The organism is Streptomyces sp. NPDC046900 (assembly GCF_040644975.1).
GTDB lineage: Bacteria > Actinomycetota > Actinomycetes > Streptomycetales > Streptomycetaceae > Streptomyces.
Genome location: NZ_JBEYXD010000003.1, coordinates 122,502 through 140,713, shown reverse-complemented (window position 1 = coordinate 140,713; position 18,212 = coordinate 122,502). Strand labels below are relative to the sequence as shown.

Annotated in this window: 15 protein-coding genes, 1 tRNA gene and 1 pseudogene; 7 read left to right on the top strand and 10 right to left on the bottom strand. The window is 68.9% G+C overall.

Annotation, left to right across the window (positions count from 1 at the left end):
- Positions 1-45 precede the first annotated feature (45 nt).
- Entirely contained in the window at positions 46-798 is a 753-nt protein-coding gene (locus ABZ904_RS04720; RefSeq protein ID WP_361821122.1) for an SDR family oxidoreductase, read from the top strand.
- Between the two features lie 196 nt (positions 799-994).
- On the opposite strand, the gene ABZ904_RS04715 is transcribed toward ABZ904_RS04720, so the two are convergent.
- Positions 995-1,411 (bottom strand): MerR family transcriptional regulator, encoded by a 417-nt coding sequence (locus tag ABZ904_RS04715; protein WP_359393174.1) that lies wholly within the window; start codon positions 1,409-1,411, stop codon positions 995-997.
- Between the two features lie 513 nt (positions 1,412-1,924).
- On the opposite strand from ABZ904_RS04715, the pseudogene ABZ904_RS04710 reads away from it, so the two are divergent.
- A pseudogene (locus ABZ904_RS04710) lies at positions 1,925-2,861 on the top strand (GNAT family N-acetyltransferase).
- A gap of 132 nt (positions 2,862-2,993) precedes the next feature.
- On the opposite strand, the gene ABZ904_RS04705 reads toward ABZ904_RS04710, so the two are convergent.
- Positions 2,994-3,560 (bottom strand): hypothetical protein, encoded by a 567-nt coding sequence (locus ABZ904_RS04705; protein WP_361821119.1) that lies wholly within the window; start codon positions 3,558-3,560, stop codon positions 2,994-2,996.
- A gap of 563 nt (positions 3,561-4,123) precedes the next feature.
- Complete coding sequence (locus tag ABZ904_RS04700) at positions 4,124-4,525, bottom strand: hypothetical protein (protein ID WP_361821116.1); 402 nt, start codon at positions 4,523-4,525, stop codon at positions 4,124-4,126.
- Positions 4,526-4,911: 386 nt separating this feature from the next.
- On the opposite strand from ABZ904_RS04700, the gene ABZ904_RS04695 reads away from it, so the two are divergent.
- On the top strand, positions 4,912-5,451 hold the full coding sequence (locus tag ABZ904_RS04695; RefSeq protein ID WP_359393166.1) for a PH domain-containing protein: 540 nt from the start codon (positions 4,912-4,914) through the stop codon (positions 5,449-5,451).
- Between the two features lie 183 nt (positions 5,452-5,634).
- Here the strand turns inward: ABZ904_RS04695 and ABZ904_RS04690 are convergent, their stop codons facing one another.
- Positions 5,635-5,847 (bottom strand): hypothetical protein, encoded by a 213-nt coding sequence (locus tag ABZ904_RS04690; RefSeq protein ID WP_359393164.1) that lies wholly within the window; start codon positions 5,845-5,847, stop codon positions 5,635-5,637.
- A gap of 130 nt (positions 5,848-5,977) precedes the next feature.
- Between ABZ904_RS04690 and ABZ904_RS04685 the strand changes: the two genes are divergently transcribed.
- Positions 5,978-6,439, top strand: coding sequence for a hypothetical protein (locus ABZ904_RS04685; RefSeq protein ID WP_361821113.1), 462 nt, complete (start codon positions 5,978-5,980; stop codon positions 6,437-6,439).
- A gap of 29 nt (positions 6,440-6,468) precedes the next feature.
- On the opposite strand, the gene ABZ904_RS04680 is transcribed toward ABZ904_RS04685, so the two are convergent.
- Positions 6,469-6,540, bottom strand: a tRNA-Val gene (locus tag ABZ904_RS04680).
- A gap of 233 nt (positions 6,541-6,773) precedes the next feature.
- Between ABZ904_RS04680 and ABZ904_RS04675 the strand changes: the two genes are divergently transcribed.
- Complete coding sequence (locus ABZ904_RS04675; RefSeq protein WP_361821111.1) at positions 6,774-7,559, top strand: DUF4097 family beta strand repeat-containing protein; 786 nt, start codon at positions 6,774-6,776, stop codon at positions 7,557-7,559.
- Between the two features lie 206 nt (positions 7,560-7,765).
- Entirely contained in the window at positions 7,766-9,229 is a 1,464-nt protein-coding gene (locus ABZ904_RS04670) for a hypothetical protein (RefSeq protein ID WP_361821109.1), read from the top strand.
- 30 nt (positions 9,230-9,259) lie between these two features.
- Here ABZ904_RS04670 and ABZ904_RS04665 read toward each other — a convergent pair whose 3' ends face one another.
- The 3 genes from ABZ904_RS04665 to ABZ904_RS04655 all read right to left on the bottom strand — a co-directional run bounded on the left by ABZ904_RS04665 (position 9,260) and on the right by ABZ904_RS04655 (position 13,986).
- On the bottom strand, positions 9,260-10,372 hold the full coding sequence (locus ABZ904_RS04665) for an amidase domain-containing protein (RefSeq protein ID WP_361821301.1): 1,113 nt from the start codon (positions 10,370-10,372) through the stop codon (positions 9,260-9,262).
- A 175-nt stretch (positions 10,373-10,547) separates the two neighbouring features.
- On the bottom strand, positions 10,548-11,828 hold the full coding sequence (locus ABZ904_RS04660) for a hypothetical protein (RefSeq protein WP_361821107.1): 1,281 nt from the start codon (positions 11,826-11,828) through the stop codon (positions 10,548-10,550).
- 52 nt (positions 11,829-11,880) lie between these two features.
- Positions 11,881-13,986, bottom strand: coding sequence for a transglycosylase domain-containing protein (locus ABZ904_RS04655; RefSeq protein WP_360996791.1), 2,106 nt, complete (start codon positions 13,984-13,986; stop codon positions 11,881-11,883).
- Between the two features lie 679 nt (positions 13,987-14,665).
- Here ABZ904_RS04655 and ABZ904_RS04650 point away from each other — a divergent pair.
- Positions 14,666-14,890 carry a zinc ribbon domain-containing protein gene (locus ABZ904_RS04650; protein WP_359399356.1) on the top strand — a complete coding sequence of 75 codons (225 nt, stop codon included), beginning with the start codon at positions 14,666-14,668 and terminating at the stop codon, positions 14,888-14,890.
- 75 nt (positions 14,891-14,965) lie between these two features.
- Here the strand turns inward: ABZ904_RS04650 and ABZ904_RS04645 are convergent, their stop codons facing one another.
- Together ABZ904_RS04645 and ABZ904_RS04640 are read right to left on the bottom strand one after the other, a co-directional pair.
- Entirely contained in the window at positions 14,966-15,778 is an 813-nt protein-coding gene (locus ABZ904_RS04645) for an HAD family hydrolase (protein ID WP_360996761.1), read from the bottom strand.
- Positions 15,775-18,207 carry a phosphoribosyltransferase gene (locus tag ABZ904_RS04640; RefSeq protein WP_361821104.1) on the bottom strand — a complete coding sequence of 811 codons (2,433 nt, stop codon included), beginning with the start codon at positions 18,205-18,207 and terminating at the stop codon, positions 15,775-15,777. Before ABZ904_RS04640 ends, ABZ904_RS04645 begins: the two co-directional genes overlap by 4 nt.
- Between the last annotated feature and the right edge of the window lie 5 nt (positions 18,208-18,212).

Here is an 18,212-nt window from a genome sequence, read left to right as displayed (position 1 = left end):
GAAAGCCAGCTGAAAGCCAGCTGAACGGCGCAAGGAGACATTGCCATGTCCAAGGCTCTGACAGGACGGACTGCACTCGTGACCGGAGGGTCGCGGGGTATCGGTGCGGCGATCGCTCGTGAACTGGCGCGCGAGGGTGCACACGTTGTCATCACCTACCGAAAGTCGCGCGAGCGGGCGGAAGAGGTTGTAGCCGACCTGACCGCTCTTGGGGCGAAGGCGCTTGCCATACAGGCGGATCAGTCCGTTCCCCACGAGGCGTCGACCGCTGTCGAACAGGCTGCCGAGTTCCTGGGCGGCCAGATCGATGTGCTGGTGAACTCTGCCGGAATCGCCGTCATGGGCACCGTCGACCAGTTGGACCTGGACCTTCTCGAAGGGGTCCAGCAGATGATGGCCACCAATGTGATGGGGACCGTCGTCACCACGCATTCCGCATCGCGCTATCTGCCCGACGGCGGGCGTGTCATCCTGATGGGAAGCAATGTCGCCCACCGCATTCCCGTCCCTGCCGTTGCCGAATACGCAAGCAAGGCAGCGATCGACCAGCTCGGCCGCGGGTGGGCGCGCGACTTCGGCCCGCGCGGCATCACCGTCAATGTCATACAGCCCGGGGCGACCGACACGGACATGAACCCCGCGGACGGGCCGAACGCTGCCCCGCAGGTGGCCATGACACCTCTGGGGCGCATGGGCACCACCGAGGACATCGCCAAGGCGGTCGTCTTCCTCGCCAGTGAGAACGCTGCGTACATCACAGGCGCACGGTTGACCGTCGATGGCGGATTCAGCATCTGATTCGGAAGCAGCACCCATAACGCGCGGGGCTCCGGTGCCAGGACGACGGTCGACGGCACCGGAGCCCCGCCACTGGGGAATCGGTCCGTTGCGGCGCCCTCCAGCCCGCCTCCGTCTCACCGGCAGCGTCAGACCTGCGCCTCACCGACAGCGCCTTCCGGCAGGAGAGCGCTCGGCCGCGTGCGTCTCGCCGCTGTTACTCCGCAACCAGGTCCAGGACTCCATCCGCGGTCGTAGGCGTGGGGGCCGCGCCGTCCTCCTGGAGGCGCAGGTATGCCTCGATCGCGCGCTGGTTGCGTTGCAGCACGTCGATGCGCCGTTTGATGCTGCTGAGTTGACGTCGCAGGCCGTCCAGGTCTTTTGCGTCCGGGCACTCCCGGGCGTGCGCATCGCCGTCGGCGGACTCGAGACAGGGCAGGACCTCGCGGATCATCTCCGTCGTCAAACCGGCTTCGAGAAGTTCGCGGATCTGCAGTACACGGTCGATGGCCGGCTCGCCGTACGTGCGGTATCCGTTAGGGCTCCGGAACGGCGTCAGGATGCCGACCTCTTCGTAGTAACGAAGCAGCCGCGGCGCGACACCGGTCTTCGCAGCCAGTTCTCCGATCTTCATACTTCCCTCCCCCTGTCAGGCATTCGTGCGGACGGTACGCCTCTTCATCGCACAGGTAGTCGATCTTGCCTTCGGCCGCTGGACCTTCACACTACTGAAAGGTTTGGCGTCTTCCGCGGTCCGGAATGTGAGATCAGACCGCCGCCGCCACGGTGTCACCGTGGCTTGACCAACGAAGGTCGGCGGAACGGCTTTGGGCTGGAGTTTCAATGCCCCGGTCAAGCGCCGCTGCCTGGGGCTTGGAGTACTGGTTTGGAAGACGGCGTATGCGGCCACTGGCCGACCTGCCGAGACTCCCACCTGGGCCAGACCGGGACAGAGCGCAGCAGGGCCCGTCGTCCCCCGTGGCTCCCCGCTGCGTCCCCTCAGAACGGGCCCGCAGCAGGCAGGATGAGCCCCTCGATGCCGAACTACGGGCACGACGGTCACCAAGGTCTACTGGGCACCTTTTGATCCGTCGCTCAAGTCGAAAATGACGTGGTCCAGTTGGCCCCACGGTGTGAATATGGCCAGATGCTCTTTCGCGCTGCGACAGCGGACCCCGCAGATCTCAACCGCGCCGCCGCCTACCCGGCCGATGGTCCCGTCCCCGCCTTGAGCGCGGAAAGGATCCGAGAGGAGCTCGCGAGCAACCAGTTCCGCCCCGAGTGGATCTGGTTCGCTGAGGACGAGACTGGGAAGATCCTGGCTCGCGCTCTGTGGTGGGGCCGTGCGGACAGCGCGCGACCGATCGCGCTCGATTGCCTCCAGGTGCACTCCAGCGTCGCCGACCCGGTCGCCATCGCCTCCGGGCTGCTTGCCGCTGCCCATGCCGCCTTCGGGGCTCTTCCTGCTTACAACAAGCTCGCTGCCCCGCGACTGGCGGAGCAGCCCGGCGTTGGTCGATGCGGTGGCCTGGCGTAGGGAGGCGGCGTACAGGTCCGGACTGAGCAGCGAGATTGAGCGTCTGCGGTACGAGTGGACACCGGCTGCCGCGGTCCCTGCGCCTGCGGGGAAGCTGATCTTCCGGGAGGGTACGGGCGAGGAGTTCCTCGACGCGTTCATCCGGCTGTCGGCCGGGAGCCTGGATCTGCACACACAGAACGAGCTCCGCTCGATGGGCCCCGAGCAATTGGCCCGCGCGGACATCGAGTTCTACCTCAACTGTCCTGGTGAGCGCTCCTGGTGGCGCCTTGCCGAACTGCCGGACGGCACTCTGGCGGGCCTGGCCATCCCCTCCGCGACCCCCTACCACCGAAACGTCGGCTACCTGGGTGTCGTCCCGGAGCAGCGCGGACAGGGCCTGATCGACGAAATCCTCGCCGAGATCACCAGGTTCCACGCGAGCGAGGGCGCCGACCGCATTACCGCCACGACGGACACCGTCAACGCTCCGATGGCCGCCGCCTTCGACCGCGCGGGCTATGAGATAACGGAGATCCGCCTCGTCCTGGAATCCCCATCGCAGTGAGCCGACAAGCTCGTCCCCGACAGCCAACGGGGAGCGACGGCGGCAGTGTAACCACGCGGTCGGCGTAGCGGCTTTGTGTGATCACAGCGTCGTGGCGTCTTGATGGCCCCGTTGTCCGGGGGCTGGTGTCGATCACTCAATTCCGAGGGGCCCGATGCCTAGATCCTCACGCATGACACGACGCATCTGAGCCATGGCCGTGCGCCGCTGCGCTATCAAGGGGGCTTCCTCGGCGGATCCGACAGTCACCCCTTGGGCGTAGGCGTCACGTAGCGTGCGCCAACCGTGAAAGGCCTCATTCCCGGCCGCCACGACCTGAGGCGGGCCCACGAGCCACAGGCGCTCACTTGCTGTGTAGATACCAGTGCCGCGGAAGGCTTCCCGCACGGCGGCATCACGCGCCGAGTCGGACATGTGATCGCCCAAGGCGACAGCGCGGATCTCCTCACCTGCGGCTTTAAGGGCGGAAACGAACTCGGTGTACACCTCGCGCCGTACCTCCAGCGCGTGCCTGGCCTCCTCCCGCTGCCACCGATTGCGATCCGCGATCAGAGTGGCCGAGATGCCGATGACGGCACCAGCCAGTGTAGAGAGCAAAGGCATCCAGTCCATGCGCCGCAGCTTGTCTGAACCAGAACGCGAGTACCAGTGGTCTCGTCGCGGACGCGGGCCCAGTGCGGCTCGGTAGCCGATCAGCATCGAGTCCAGGTTCTGGAGGGAGCTGCGGCGTAGCCACATGGACCGGCTCCTCACGAGGCGCCTACAGCGCGAGTTGAGCGGCGCTGATGTCAGACCTGGATGTCAAAGACCCCCGGCCATGATCGGCTGGGGGTCTGTTTCCTGGTGGGCGCGGACGGTTTCGAACCGCCGGCATCCCCCTTGTCAGGGCGGGGGTGTGGGCTGGCCCTGGCGCCCAGGTCGCACGGGCTCTGGCTGCCGCCCAGGTCAACGGTGCATCTCGACTGCAACGGACCGTCGTTGACCGTGATTGACCGTAGAATGTGGCACGGCTGTGGCACGACTGCGCCCCTAGATGCGAACTCCCGGCTGGGTGGTCATTGAGGTGCTCAGCTTGGGAAGCCGTGATCCTTTGCGGCCGGCTTGGGCGCTGACCCGGGCGAGCGGTTGGGCTGCGGCTTCGTCGGCGGCGCCTGCCTTCACCGTGACTCCCCGCTGTTCCCCGCTCGATCTGGTGCGGTTGTGGTGCAGCAGCGATCCTGTGTCAGGAAGGGGTGCTCGGCGAGCGGCGTCAGTGAGCAGCCTTACCACTTCCGCCACTTATCCGTGATCTGGTACCGGCCGAGTCCATGTCGGGCGGTCAGAGCGACAATGTCGACGCCGTGCTCGGTAAGTGATCGGTCGATGTAGTCGCACAGTAGCTCGCGCTCGTCGGTTTCGTAGGCGCTCCCGTTGTGGGCTTCGTTCACCGCGTTCAGTGCCAGGACAACGCGTTCCACGACGCCGAAGATCTGCGCGTCGTCTGCCTCAGCCAGGCAGCGAAGCTCTGTCTCGAAGGTGTCGAGGACGGCGTCGGTCGCCGTGAGCAGATCTTCGGGGAACAGCCCCGCCATGCATGCGCACTCAGGATCCAGGGTGCCGGCGGCGAGCTCTTCAGCTTCCTCCGCTATGCCCTCGCGCCATATCGTCGTAGGTCTCTCAGCCATGGAGCGGACCGTACAGCGCAGGTCTGACAGGGGGCTGGGCATCGACGTGACTCGTACGCCGGCGCCAGGTGCACGCTTTCCAAGTGTGCTGGTTCCAGTCGGGCGGCCGTATGGAGGCGTTCACCTGTGTGCATGTGCGGCCGTCGCCCTGGAACGCGACTTGCCGTGGTACTCATCCGGACGGGGCGGTACGTGCATGAATGAGACCAGAAGTGAGACCACGACCGGTGCTGGCCGACTGGGCGGCACGAACGGGCAGCCTTCTGATCCGTAGGCGGGTGCGACATCATCACGAACCGACTTCCTGTGAAGACCCCTTGCTGGTCTGCCGAGTCGTCGGTGTGCCACTGTGCGCAGTAATACACCTCTGTTGATGTCAGCTACTGATGTCACGCCAGGTCCTGGAAACCGTGACCTACCGGATGTTCGTGGCGGGTGGCAAGATCACACGAGTGTCCGATGCTGCTGAGTTGTCGTTGCGGTGGGGAGCGAAGTCCGCACGCTGGTGGACCGCGCTGGCCGCGCTCTTCGCGGTCGCGGCGGGGGTTGCGGCACGCCTCGGTGCTCCGGACGCCCAGGATTGGGGGATCCTTTCCGCATGCGTGGGTTCGGCGGCTGCCTTGGGCGTCGGGCTGCTCAGGCGACGGGTGGAGGCGGGCCCGGACGGGCTGCGTTTCCGCACGGTGCTGCGGTGGCGGCGGCTGGAGTGGGACGAGATCGTCCGCTTCGAGGACCTGCGGGTAGATTCTGCCGACTCCCGGATCAGTACTCCGAACCTGCGTGCCGCGGCCACACTGCGCGACGGCTCCTCGGTCTCGCTGCCGGTGCCATGGGTCGGCGCAGCCGACGTGGGCGACTTCGAGAAGCAACTGTCCCAGTTGCGTGCACTGCACCGCCGTTACAGGCGCAGCAGCCGGGGGTCATAACTGGGACAAGCTCAGGCCCCGGTCGCTCTCTGGAACAGAGCCCCTGACCTGCGGTGCGGAAGGTCAACTATCCCGAACCAGCGTGAACCCGGCGCCCTTGTAGTACCGGTGCAGCCCCTCGTTGTCCTTCCATGTGTCGAGACGCACAACTCGGCCTGCAGGGCCAGCGGCGGCAGGGGCGTTTCAATTCCCGTCCCGCTCACTGGATCGGCGCCGCTTCGGCCGAGGGCGGATGTAGTCGAGGATGGCGCCTGCAGTCGTCACCACGACTACCACCGACATGAGGGCGGAAAAGATCCGCAGCACCCCCTCGCCATATAGGGCCTGGTAGCCGAACCAAGCCAGGGCGATGCAGGTCATCAGGCCGTCGCCAAGTCTTCTCAAGCGCGGGTCCATGCGCACTCCCGAGTCAGTACGCCCGCGAACCGAGCCCCTGAGTGCGGCATGGACCCGCTTGCGTCCTGCACCCACCACTCTCCCCAACTCCCATCCGGCCCGCCGTCGACCCACACACCGTGGAGCGGGTGTGGTTCAGGGCGTCAAGGTGGAGCGCGCCACTGTACGAACGACTGTAAGGATTGATCATGGCACCGCTCGGCGGCCTGACCCACCGAACGTCTTTCTCGGCACGCTCGGCGGTGTCCTGCGCCGGAACAACTTCCGGCGGATCCGGCTCCGTGCCCTCGCCGCGACCGGCCTCGGCGGCGTGCGCTTCCACGATCTCCGGCACACCGGCAACACTCTGGCCGCGACCGGTGGTGCGACCACGCGCGAGCTGACGCACCGCATGGGCCACTCGTCGGTGCGAGCCGCGCTGGTCTGTCAGCACCTCGTCAATGGCCGCGATCACCGGATCGCCGACTACGTCGACGGGCAGATCAAGGGGGTGAAGCGGCCCCCTGCGCGGTCCATCTGGCACGTAAGCGGCACGACGGCTCCGAACAGCCAAGAAAAATCAAGGCCCAGGTCTCCGGGTATCCCCCGCTGACCTGGGCCTTCATCGTGTCCTGAGACCAGTGGGCGCGGACGGTTTCGAACCGCCGACATCCGCCTTGTAAGGGCGGCGCTCTACCGCTGAGCTACGCGCCCAGGACGAGTCGACAGCCTACCTTGCCCGGGGGGATGCCCGGCAAACGCGTATATGCGGGATGCGGGCGGGCGGCGGCCCTCGACGGTCCCTGGCACCCCCGTACCGGGGGTTAGCCCCACCCCTGATCCGGGAGAGTGCCGGATCCTCCCGGGTGCCCGCCCTGCGTACGGTCGAAGGGCGCTCGGGGCCCTCCGGGCCGAGTCCAGGATTCAAGATTTCAGGGGGGAAACTCATGGCTCGTACGACGCGGCGTACCGGACCGGGTCGGTGTACTCGCGTGATCGCTCTCGGCGGTGTCGCCGCCGTGGTCGTCGCGACGGTCGCCGGGTGCGGGAGCGATGCCGGGGACGATCCGCACCCGGATCACCGTGCCTTCGCACTGCACGGCCGTACGCTCACCGTCGACTCCGACGACTCGGCGCTGGAGATCGTCCCGGCCGATGTGCACCAGGTCGAGGTCACCCGGTGGTTCAAGGGGACGGTCGTGGTCGGCGGGGACCCCCGGGTGACCTGGGCCATGAAGGACGACCGGCTCGTTCTGCGGCTGAAGTGCTCCGGGCTGGTCGCGGACTGTTCCGCCCGGCACCGGATCGAGGTGCCGCGCGGGGTGGCCGTCAAGGTCGAGGAGGGCGACGGGAGCGTGCGGGCGCAGGGTTTCAAGGACGCGCTGAGCATCCGTACCCAGGACGGTTCGGTGCTGGTCACCGACGCCTCAGGGCCGCTCACGCTGGACAGCGCGGACGGGTCGGTACGGGCGAGGGGCGTGCGCTCGCGACGCGTGCACGCCACGACGCAGGACGGCTCCGTCGACCTCGAACTGGGCGCCGTGCCCGATCGCGTCGAGTCGAGCAGCGCGGACGGCTCGGTCACGATCGCGCTGCCGCACGACACGTACCGTGTCAGCACCCGCGCGCAGGACGGCTCGGTTCATGTGTCGGTCCCCAGGGATTCGGCCAGCTCCCATGTGATCGACGCGCGGACGGAGGACGGGTCGGTCACCGTACGGACGGCGGGGTAGTCCGCAGGGGCCGGGAGGGACGAGATCCGGCCACTGCGCACAGTGAACCGAACGCCCCGTGTGTTCGTCCTCAACCGGTGGGAGAATGACACCGGGCAGGGCGGATGACAGCACGGGAGAGGGATGTGACGGCGACACCACCACAGCCGTGCACGCCGTTCGCGCCATGCGCGCGCCATCGATCACCGAGCTGTCGGCCCGGTCTCATGCGCGCGCCGCGTCCGTCGGACACCGGGCACCACGATCTGCACGCCGCACGGGAGACCGCCGGTGCGTCCGGCAGCATTGATCCGCGCGCGGCCCAGGGCGCCGCACGGAGCGCGGCGTCCCGTCGCCCCACTCCGGCCCGTGACGTCCTGGCGCTGCTCAGCCTGCCCCTCGTCGCCGCGCTCGGCGCCGCGCTCGTTCTGCCCGGGGCGTTCGCCGGGGGCGGGACGCGGCGCTGGTTCGGAGGGCGGTCCGAGGGGCAGCGGGCCCAGGCGCAGGCCGCCAAGGACGCCGCCGCGGCCGCCTTCTACGAGCTCGACACCGCCCAGCGCGATCTGCGGATCTCGATCGAGACCATCGCCGCCGTGGACGACTCCCCCGCCGCCCGTCGTGCCCTCTCCGACTTCGAGGCGCTCGGGCGGCGTATCGACGAGGCCAGTCACCAGTACATCCAGGCCGTCGACGCGCATGACCTCGACCGGGTCGATCTCGAGGCCTCGGCGGCCTCTCACGCCCGTGCCGAACTCACCACGGCCAAGGACGAACTGACCCGTGTCAAGCAGGAGCTGGATCGTTTCGGCGACAGTCTCGGGCCGTTGCTCGGCAAGGCCGAGACCCAGCTCGCCCGGCTCGCCCCGGCCGTGGAGCGTGCGCGCCAGGCCCTGCTCGCCGCGAGCAACGCCCTGGACGGCGTCCGGGCCTCGGGGCTCAAGGCCGACGACCTGGCCGCCCGGCTGGCCGCCCTCGCCCCCGAGCTGACCAAACTCAACCAGGGCGCCGGCCGGCATGGTGCGGCGCAGACCCTGGAGCGCGCCGAGCGTGTGGCCAGGGAGGCCGAGGCCGTACGGACGCAGGCCGAGCGGCTGCCCGAGCAGGCCGCCGAGATCGATCACCGGCTCGTCTCGCTGCGGACCCGGGCGCAGGCGCTCACCACCCGGGCCGGGCAGGTGCAGCCCGTGCTGAGCGAGCTGCGGCGGCGGTTCACCGCGGCGTGCTGGCAGGACCTGCAGCATGTGCCGGATCAGGCCGGCGAGACCGTACGGCAGGCCGAGCTGAAGCTGAGGGAGGCGCAGACCGCGCGCGACGACCAGCGCTGGCCGGACGCGACCTCGCTGCTGTCGACCGTGCGGTCGCTGCTGAACACGACGGACGAGGCGGTGTCCGCGGCCGGTGACCGGCTGCGGCGGCTCAACGCCGTGCAGAAGGATCCGCAGCAGGAGATCGAGCGGACGCGGTTCGCGATCCGTGACGCGCAGCGGCTGGCCATGACGGGGCGGACGAATCCCGATCCGCGGCACGCCCGTCCGCTCGACGATTCCGTGGCCCGGCTGGACCGGGCCGTCGCCACGCTCGAGGGCCGTCACCCGGACTACTGGCACTTCCTGACCGAGACGGAGGCGGTGCGCCAGACGGTGGCCCGGGTGGTCTCGCAGATCCGGGAGGAGCGGGGAGCCGGTCACTGAGGCCCGGCTCCCGCTCCGGAAGCGGCCCGCTCAGGTGCGGTAGGCGTAGTACGCCGCGTTCGGGTACGACGCGATGATGCTCGCCACCGACCTGTTGTAGGTGTTGGTGGAGTGGTACGTCACGTACGGCACGCCCTGCGGGCTGCGGTAGGTGACGATCATCGAGTGGTCCTTCGACCCGTCCTTGTTGAAGTCCATCTGCAGCACGTCACCGACGTCCATCTGGTAGACGTTGGCGAGGCTGGTGACCCGCTTGGAGGACAGGGCGAACCACGAGAACTCGTTCACGCCGACGAACGAGTCCGACTGGATGTCGGCGGTGCCGAACCACTTGTGCCAGTCGTACGTGTAGCCGGGGACGTGCTTCCAGCCGCCGGCCTTCAGGGACTGGCTGACGAAGTTGGTGCAGTCGCCGCCGGCGCCCTGCCCGTTGAAGTCCGGGTAGGCCGGGTTGTAGTCGTTCCAGTACTTCTGCGCGTACGCCGCCATGGCCTTGTAGTCGTAGCCGGTGGCCGAGAAGTTCTTCGGCTTGGCCGGCGCGGACCGCGTGGTGGCGGAACGGGTCGCCGAGGGCGGCCCGTCGTCGGCGGCGGTGGCCGGCGCGGCGACGGCCGGCTTGGCCACCTGGTTCACCGCGAGGTAGCCGTGGTCGGTGTCACGTATACCGCTCAGCTGCCAGTCGCCGTGCCGGTCCGCCTTGAACGTCAGCTCGTGGTGGGCCTGGAAGCCGGTGGTCTTCGGCTCGGTGCCCTTGACCTTCTCGTACGTCAGGGTCGTGGTCTCGGTGACGTCGACCGTGGCGCGCCGGCCCTTCACCTGCGTGGCGTCCAGCGTGACGCTGGTGCTGGCCCCGCTGTACTTCTCGCCCAGCTGCGCCAGGCGGGACTTGCGGCCGCTCAGCTGGTCAAGTGCCGAGCTCTCCGCGCGTGACTGCGTGCCGGACAGACGTACCTTGCCGGAGAATCCGGACGTGCGCTGCTTGCCCTCGGTGCCGCGCCCGTCCACCAGGGCCTGCGTGCGGTCGGTGAAGACCGCGTCGGCCAGTCGCTGGAAGGTGGCCTTGGTCGCCGGGTCCACCGTCGGGTCGTCGGTCACCGCCGCACCCGCGCTCCAGTTGGGCAGCAGGGCCACTCCGGCGACCACCGAGGCGGCCGCCGCCGTGATGATGGTCGCGCGGCTCCGCTTACGGCTCAATCTTCTTGATTTCAATGATGTTCCCCTCTATGCCGGTACCCCTACCGGGCGTTCGCATCTTCGCACGGCCTCTGTGGCAGTTGTGAAGAGGGGATGCACAAGTGGAACAAGACTGTTCCAGGCGTCACTTGACAACCGTCGACCAGTCCGGTGACTGGGCCGGGTCCAGACTGCGCAGCCGCTCCAGCGTTCCGGGCTTCTGCACGTCGAGCCAGTCGGCCAGTTCCTTGAAGGACACGCACTGGACGCCCTTCTTGGAGCAGACGTTCTTGACCACCTGGTCGATGGCCTTCATGTAGATGCCGCCGTTCCAGTCCTCGAAGTGGTTTCCGATGAACAGGGGAGCCCGGCTGCCGTAGTAGACGCGGTTGAAGCCGGCCATGTACGAGTCCACGGTCGTCTGCTCCCACTCGGCGTACTTCGCCGGATCACCCTTGGTCTCGCCGCCCGACTGGTTGTAGAGGAAGTTGAAGTCCATCGACAGGCCCTGGTACTTGCCGCCCTCGTACGGGAGCATCTGCAGCGGGAAGTCCCAGATGCCGTTCTTCTTCACCGGCCATATCTGGAAGTCGCCCGGGGAACTGGCGTCGTAGCGCCAGCCGTAGCTCTTCATGGCCTTCAGCAGGTTCGGCTGGCCCTCCAGGCAGGGCGCGCGGCCGCCGGTGACCTCGTCCTTGAAGTCGAAGGGCAGCGCGGGGATGTCCTTGTAGCCGGTGCTGGTCTTCCAGTTCTGGACGAAGGAGTAGAACTGGTCGATCTCGCTCTTCCACTCGTCGACGCTCCAGTCGCCGCCGCCCTTGGCGCCGCAGAAGTGGCCGTTGAAGTGGGTGCCGATCTCGTTGCCTTCGGCGTAGGCCTGGCGGAGCTGCTCCAGCGTCTCGCGTATGTGCTCGTCGGTGGCGTAGTCGATGGCCGCGTCGCCCGGCGAGTGCATCGGCCCGTGGTACAGGTCCTTCTTGCTCTTGGGCAGCAGATAGATGCCCGTGAGGAAGAAGGTCATATGGGCGTCGTACTCCTTGGCCATCTCCCGGTAGTGCGAGAAGAGATGGTCGCTGCCCTCCAGTGCGCCGTCCCAGGAGAAGACGACGAACTGGGGAGGCTTTTCACCGGGTTTGAGTGGAACCGGCTTCAACTCGCCCTTCTGCGGGCCGGTGTACGAGGTGGACCCGTCGCCGAGGATCTTCGTCTTGCCGTCCCACTTCGGCGTCTGGCTCGGCTTGGCCGCAGCGCCCTTGCCGTCGCCCTGCCGGGCTCCGGCGGAGGCGGTGGGTGTGGTGTCGTCGTGCCGGGAGACCGCGAGGAAGGTCACCGTCACCGACGCCAGGGCGAGGAGAGCCGCCAAGGTGATGTTCCGGCGGTTGGTGCGTGCGGGTCGGGCGCGGCGGTGGCCGTTTCTCGTACTCATGGGCGGCTCGTTCTGCGAGGAGGCGGGCGGGGTGCGGTCTGCGGCGCCGGCGTCAGCCGAGCGGGCTCATGGCCTCCGTCCAGATGCCGTAGGGCACGCTGTCCGCCGGGGTTCCGGCGAGCCCCTTGAGCGGCAGCGGTTGGAGGCTCTTGGCCAGGTCCATGCGGTAGGCGACGATCGCAGTGGACACGGACTTGGCCGTTCCTACGTACCAGGAGGCCGTGTCGTCCTGTGTGGTTCCGGCTTTTCCGGACACCTGCGCGGAGACGGAGGCCGCGCTCGGATGGGCGGTGCGGAAGGACTGAGTGAGGGCATCGTCGACCTGGCGGGCCACCTCGGAGCCGACGGCCTGGCGCGGCTTCGGCGTCTTCAGGGCGACCAGGGAGCCGTTGCGGGTGATGCGGCGCACCGAGTACGGCTCGGTGTGCGTCCCGTCCGAGGCGAACGTGGCGTACCCACTCGCCATCCGGATCGCACTGGGCGTGGCATTGCCCAAGGACAGCGCGGGCACCTGCGGGCCCATGCTCGAGGAGAGCAGTCCGGCCGCCTCCGCCGTCTCGCGCACCTGGACCAGGCCGGTGTCCATGCCGAGCTGCATGAAGGGCGTGTTCACGGACAGGGCGAGGGCCTGGGCCAGGGTCATCTGGCCGTAGGACCTGTTGCCGTCGTTGTGGGCGGCGACCTTCTTGCCGCTGCGGTCCCAGTACGGACCCTCGGGCGTGGTGACGGGGACGCCGTCGTCGCCGTCGTAGAGCGACTCCGGGGTGACCGGGGTCGCGGGGCCGCCCCGGGTCTTGTGGACGCCGTGCTCGAGACCCGCGGCGTAGACGAACGGCAGAAAGGCCGAACCCACCTGCACCGTAGTGGCGTTGGACTCGTTGTAGCCCTGCGTACGGTGGTCGGGGCCTCCGTAGACGGCGAGGATACGGCCGTCGGTGGCCACCGAGGCGGCTCCGTAGTGCGCGGTCTTCGCAAGGTCGGGGTGATCGATGCCGCCCTGTTTGCGGGCCTTGGTCACGGCGTCGGTGAGCGCGTCCTCACGCTTACGGTCGAAGGTCGTGTAGATCTGGTAGCCGCCCAGGTCGAACTGCTTGTCCGAGATGTGCGCGGACTTCTTGGCGTACTGCGAGGCGAGTTCGACCAGGTAGTCGCTCTGCTTACCGGTGTCGTAGAGCGGGTTCTGCTTGAGCGGCTCGGGGAACGTCTTGTACTTCGCCCGCTCTTGCGGCGACAGCTTGCCGATCTTGACCATGCGATCGAGGATCCAGGACCACCGCTCGACCGCCCGCTGGTGGTTGGCCTTGTTCAGGGTGGGGTCGTAGAGACCGGCGCCCTTCAGCAGGGAGGCCAGAAAGGCGGCCTCGCCCGCGTTGAGCCGGCTCACGTCCTTGCCGTAGTAGGCCTGGGCGGCACGCTGGATGCCGTAGGTGCCGCGACCGAACCAGCTGGTGTTGAGGTACCCCTCGAGGATGTCGTCCTTGCTCATCCTGTTGTCGAGCTTGAGGGAGATCATCGCCTCGGTGAACTTGCGGTCCACCGTCTGGTTCTGGTTCAGGTAGACGTTCTTCACATACTGCTGGGTGATGGTCGAGCCGCCCTGGGTGTCCCCCTGGCCGACCGTGCGCCACAGGGCTCGGGTGAGGCCTTTGAACGAGATACCCGGGTCCGAGTAGAAGCTCTCGTTCTCCGCGGCGAGCACCGCCCAGCGCACCTGCTCGGGTATGTCCTTCAGCGGCATCGCCTGCCGCTGCACCCAGCCGGTGCGGGCCATGGGCGTGCCGTCGCTCCAGAAGTAGACGTTGTCCTGCTGGGTGGCGTACGAGTTGAGGTTCTTCGGTATGTCCGTGGCGGCGTACGCGACGACCAGGAAGAGGCCGCTCAGGACCACGGACGTCAGCCCGCCCCCCAGCCACTGCCGCCAGGAGGGCATCCAGCGCCGCCAGCCGGTGCGGCCAGGGCGCGGGTAGACCGGCTTGAGTTTGCGGGCGTAGGGCGCGAGCCGCTGGGCGTACGGCTCCAGCTTGCGGGCGTAGGGCTCGAGCTTGCGCACATACGGCTGGAAGAACGCGGTGACACGAGTGAGGGGCGGGGCCGGGGCTGCCTTCTTGCGGCTGGCGCGCCGCCCGGCTGGCTTGGGCCGGAACACCCGCAGTTGCATCGTGGCGTCGGGCGCCTGCTGCGCGGCGGCCTCCGGGTCCGGCTGCGGGGCTGCAACGGCCTTCAGCTGCATCGTGGCGTCCGGTGCCTGCTGCGCGGCCGCCTCCGGGTCCGGCTGCGGGGGTGCCACAGCCTTCAGCTGCATCGTGGCGTCCGGAGGCAGCGCGGGGCCGGCCTTCAACTGCATCGTGGCGTCCGGGGGCAGCGGCACCCCGGCCTTCAACTGCATGGTGGTGTCGGGGTCGAAGGATGTCTCGGCCCGGGCCTCGCCTTCCGCAGGGCGCTGCCGGGGCTGCTTCGGCGTCGGCCGGCCGGGCGGGAGACCGTCGTTCTCGCTAGCCACGGCAGCCTCCGGCGCACACACGAACCCGGAAGCACCGCCCCCGTATCCGCTGCCAAGCCTGGGTCACCACTGCGTCTCCCTCCGCACTCGGTGTTGCGCGCGCGGGTAGATGCAGCTGCCACGTATGCGGCTGCGAGCCCCCCTCACGACGATGCGGCTCATCGTGACTCATATAAAAATATCAGCGGTCTCTGTGGTGTCCTGGGTCAGGAGGGGCGAAGAAATGGCCAACTCGGGAACTTTGAGGAGATCTTAAGAAGATCCTCGTGTCGCCCAGGGGGCCCAGCAGCCCCACGAAGTCCTGGGATCGCCCGAAACCGCCGGTTAGTCTGTGCCCATGCCTCGCTATGAGTACCGCTGCCGTACCTGCGGCGACACGTTCGAACTGAGCCGTCCGATGGCGGAGTCCTCCGCACCCGCCGCCTGCCCGTCGGGCCACGACGACACGGTGAAACTGCTGTCGACGGTCGCGGTGAGTGGCACCGCGTCCGCTCCGGCCGCTGCCCCCCGCGTGGGCGGCAGCGCCGGTGGCGGGTGCTGCGGCGGCGGCTGCTGCGGCTGAAACCGCTCGGCCGCGCCGCGCCGGGCCCGGCGCATCCGGTCGCGCCGGGCCGGTCACCGATCGACGGCAGTCGGCCTACGCCTCCCGCGCCGCCTTCAGGAACTCCCGCAGAATCCGCTCCCCGGCCAGAACTCCCCGCTCGGGCAGGGCACTGATCGCCGGTGCCGTCCAGTCTGCGTCGGCCAGTTCGCCATGGCCCGGGCGCCAACCGCGGTCGGCTGCCAGCAGCAGGTCAGCGTCGAGCAGCGAGTCCCCGGCCGCCAGAGTGAGGGTGGCGCCGGTGCGACGGACGACCTCGCGCACCGCCGCGCTCTTGGTCAGCGGTTTCGGCACGGCATAGATCTTGCGGCCCTGCAGGGACACGGTCCAGCCGCGGTTCTCCGCCCACACCGCCAGTTCCTTCACCCATTCCTGGGGCAGCAACTCGCGTTCGACGACGAGATAGACGAAGAGGTCCTCCGCGACCCGGTGCTTGCGTACCCAGGCCGGGTCGGCGGTGGTCTCCAGATGCTCCCGTACCTCGGCCAGTGGCGCGCACTCGTCCGCCAGCCGGGCGAGCACCGACGCGTGCCACTCGGGGTCGGAGACGCCGTCCACCAGCAGATGGCCGCCGTTGGCGCAGATCGCGTACGCCGGGGCGGGACCTGGCAGGTTGATGCGCTGGTACTGCTTGCGGGTGCGGGTCGTCGTCGGCACGAACACCGCCCGGTCGACGAGGTCGGTGAGCAGCGCGGCCGCGGTCTCGGTCATGTACGACAGGGGCTTGCTCTCGTGCACCTCGACGCACAGCAGCCGGGGCGCCCTCGGATCCGGCATGGTCAGCGCGAGCGCCGCGGACGAGTAGATCAACGTACGGTCGAGGTCGCTGGCGACCAGCACGGGGGTCATACCGCCACCGCCTTGCCGTCGGCGCCGGTGGCGCCCCGTGTGTACTGGGGATGGATCAATCCGACACAGGTGTAAGGGAGTCCGTCGACCTCCTCGACCGGTACCCCGCGCTGCTCGGCCAGCAGGCGTACATGGTCGAGGTCGGCGCCGGCCCCGGACCGCGCCAGGATCTTCCAGGGCACCCGGCGCAGCAGCACCCGGGTCGTCTCGCCGACACCCGGCTTGACCAGGTTCACATCGTGGATGCCGTACTCCTCGCTGATGCGCTCCACCGCCGCCCAGCCCTCCCAGGTGGGAGTGCGGTCGCCGGCGAGCAGTTCCTTGGCCTGCGCACAGGCCGCCTCCTCGACCTCGGAGAACCGGGCGGAGACGGCGTCGAGGAAGGCGCCTGACACATCGGCACCGGCGAGCTCCCGGTAGAACTTCGCGCCGTGGTAGTCGTGCGGGCCGACCAGGTCGGCCCGCAGCACCGTGCGCGAGATCAGCCCGGACACCGTCGAGTTGAGGCAGGCGGAGGGGATGAGGAAGTCCTCCCGGGTGCCGTACGTCCGGACACAGGAGCCCGGGTCGGCGAGGACGGCTATCTCCGGGTCGAAGCCGGTGATGCCGTCGGACTCCTCGAACTCCCGTATCGCGTCGGCCAGTTCCCGGGTGATGGCGCCCTTGCCGGTCCAGCCGTCGACGAAGACGACGTCGCGGGGGTCGTGCCGGTCGGCGAGGTAGCGCAGCGCGTTGGCGTCGATGCCGCGGCCGCGCACGATGGACACCGCGTAGTGCGGCAGGTCGAGGCCGTGCCGGTGGTGGGCCCAGCGGCGCATCAGGATGCCGACGGGGGTCCCGGCGCGGGCGAGCGAGACGAGGACCGGGCGCGGTGACCGTTCCGCCAGCAGACTCTCGGTGACCACGCCGACCGCCTGCGCGATCCGCACGGCCGAGCTTTCGAGAGCCGCGTGGAACAGCTCCTGATACTGCTCGCTCGGCTGGTACTCGACGGGAAGGGACTCGGCGTAGTGCGCCCCGCCCTTCTGGATCGCCTCCTCGCGCTCCTCGGTCGGCGCCTCCAGGGTGACGTCCGAGAGGTCCTGGAGCAGCCAGCCGACCTCGTCGGGCGCGTACGAGGAGAAGGCGGGGCCGCGGAGTGGCTCGGGCAGCATGGCGGGCCTTTCGGGGGCATACGGAGGCGCGGGGACGTAACTGGGTACGACCGCGAGCAGGACGTGCGGGGTGTGGGCGGCGAGCCGGTCGAGCAGGCCGCCGGGGGCGTGCAGTTCGGGAGTGTCGGCCACGGAGTCCACGACCGCGACGACGGCGTCGAAGCCGGCGTCCGCGACGTTGTAGGCGTAGCGCTCGCCGGGGCCGTCGGCGGGGGCGTCATGGGCGGGGAAGACGATCCGGCTGCGTATCGCGTAGCCGGGATCGTCGACGGCCAGGACGGGTGAGCGGGTGGTCGTGGAGTAGCGGACCTCGGCCGGAACGGTCTCCTCCAGCTCGCGGGCCAGGCGGAGCGGCGCGTACATCAGCTCCTCGAAGCCCAGCACGAGCACGCGCCGGGCCCCGCCGGGTATCGCCTCGGCGAGCCGCGCGGCCATGGCGGGCAGCGCGTGCTCCAGCCAGGCCCGGTGCCCGGGGGTGAAGCCGTGCCGTCCTCCGTCGGGCAGCCCGCGGGGCCAGCCGAGCTCGACCCGGGTGACCGTCCCGTACGCCTGGCGGTGGGGTACGGCCGACTCGTGCCGGGCGACCAGCTCCTGCCCCTTCTCCAGGACGCCCTCCGGCAGCCGAACGGTGCCGGCGGCCGCCGTCACGAGGTCGATCCGGGCGCCGATCTCCCGCCCGAACTCCGTCAGCCGCCCCAGGTCCGCGGCGGAGCGCATATCGACCAGCGCCACCACGACATAGCGCTTGCGCGGGTACCGCTGGTGCAGATCCCGGATGGTGTTCATGACCGTGTTGCCGGTCGAGAACTCGTCGTCGACCAGGACCAGCGGACCGTCGCCCGCGAGCAGCGCCGGATCCTCCGGGAGCAGCAGGTGCGAGGTCGCGTGCGAGTGGGACTCCTCGAAGCCGCCGGCCCGGGCGACGCCCTCGACCGGGCGGCGCGTGGAGTGGAGACAGGTCGCGAGACCGAGACCGTCGGCGACCGAGTGGCCGAGTCCGGTCGCCGTCTCCGCGTACCCGAGGACGACCGCGCGGCGCCCCTCCTCGGTGCCCAGCAGGTCCCGTACCCGGCGGCCGAGCGCGAACCCGTGGCCGTGGACGACGGACGGGAGCTGCGGGACGTGCTTGCCCAGCACATTGGAGACCAGCAGGTGCGCGCGTTTGGGGTTGCGCCGCAGCGCGAGCCCGAGCAGATCGGTCAGCCGCTCGTCGCCGACGAGCTCGACCCCGAGCCGCTCGGCGACCCAGGTCCCGGACCAGACCATGTTCTTCATCGGTT

Coding starts and splice junctions, on each gene's coding strand:
- ABZ904_RS04720 (WP_361821122.1), top strand. CDS start 46: ATGTCCAAGGCTCTGACAGGACGGACTGCACTCGTGACCGGAGGGTCG.
- ABZ904_RS04715 (WP_359393174.1), bottom strand. CDS start 1,411: ATGAAGATCGGAGAACTGGCTGCGAAGACCGGTGTCGCGCCGCGGCTG.
- ABZ904_RS04705 (WP_361821119.1), bottom strand. CDS start 3,560: ATGCTGATCGGCTACCGAGCCGCACTGGGCCCGCGTCCGCGACGAGAC.
- ABZ904_RS04700 (WP_361821116.1), bottom strand. CDS start 4,525: ATGGCTGAGAGACCTACGACGATATGGCGCGAGGGCATAGCGGAGGAA.
- ABZ904_RS04695 (WP_359393166.1), top strand. CDS start 4,912: ATGTCACGCCAGGTCCTGGAAACCGTGACCTACCGGATGTTCGTGGCG.
- ABZ904_RS04690 (WP_359393164.1), bottom strand. CDS start 5,847: ATGGACCCGCGCTTGAGAAGACTTGGCGACGGCCTGATGACCTGCATC.
- ABZ904_RS04675 (WP_361821111.1), top strand. CDS start 6,774: ATGGCTCGTACGACGCGGCGTACCGGACCGGGTCGGTGTACTCGCGTG.
- ABZ904_RS04670 (WP_361821109.1), top strand. CDS start 7,766: ATGCGCGCGCCGCGTCCGTCGGACACCGGGCACCACGATCTGCACGCC.
- ABZ904_RS04660 (WP_361821107.1), bottom strand. CDS start 11,828: ATGAGTACGAGAAACGGCCACCGCCGCGCCCGACCCGCACGCACCAAC.
- ABZ904_RS04655 (WP_360996791.1), bottom strand. CDS start 13,986: ATGCAACTGCGGGTGTTCCGGCCCAAGCCAGCCGGGCGGCGCGCCAGC.
- ABZ904_RS04650 (WP_359399356.1), top strand. CDS start 14,666: ATGCCTCGCTATGAGTACCGCTGCCGTACCTGCGGCGACACGTTCGAA.
- ABZ904_RS04645 (WP_360996761.1), bottom strand. CDS start 15,778: ATGACCCCCGTGCTGGTCGCCAGCGACCTCGACCGTACGTTGATCTAC.
- ABZ904_RS04640 (WP_361821104.1), bottom strand. CDS start 18,207: ATGAAGAACATGGTCTGGTCCGGGACCTGGGTCGCCGAGCGGCTCGGG.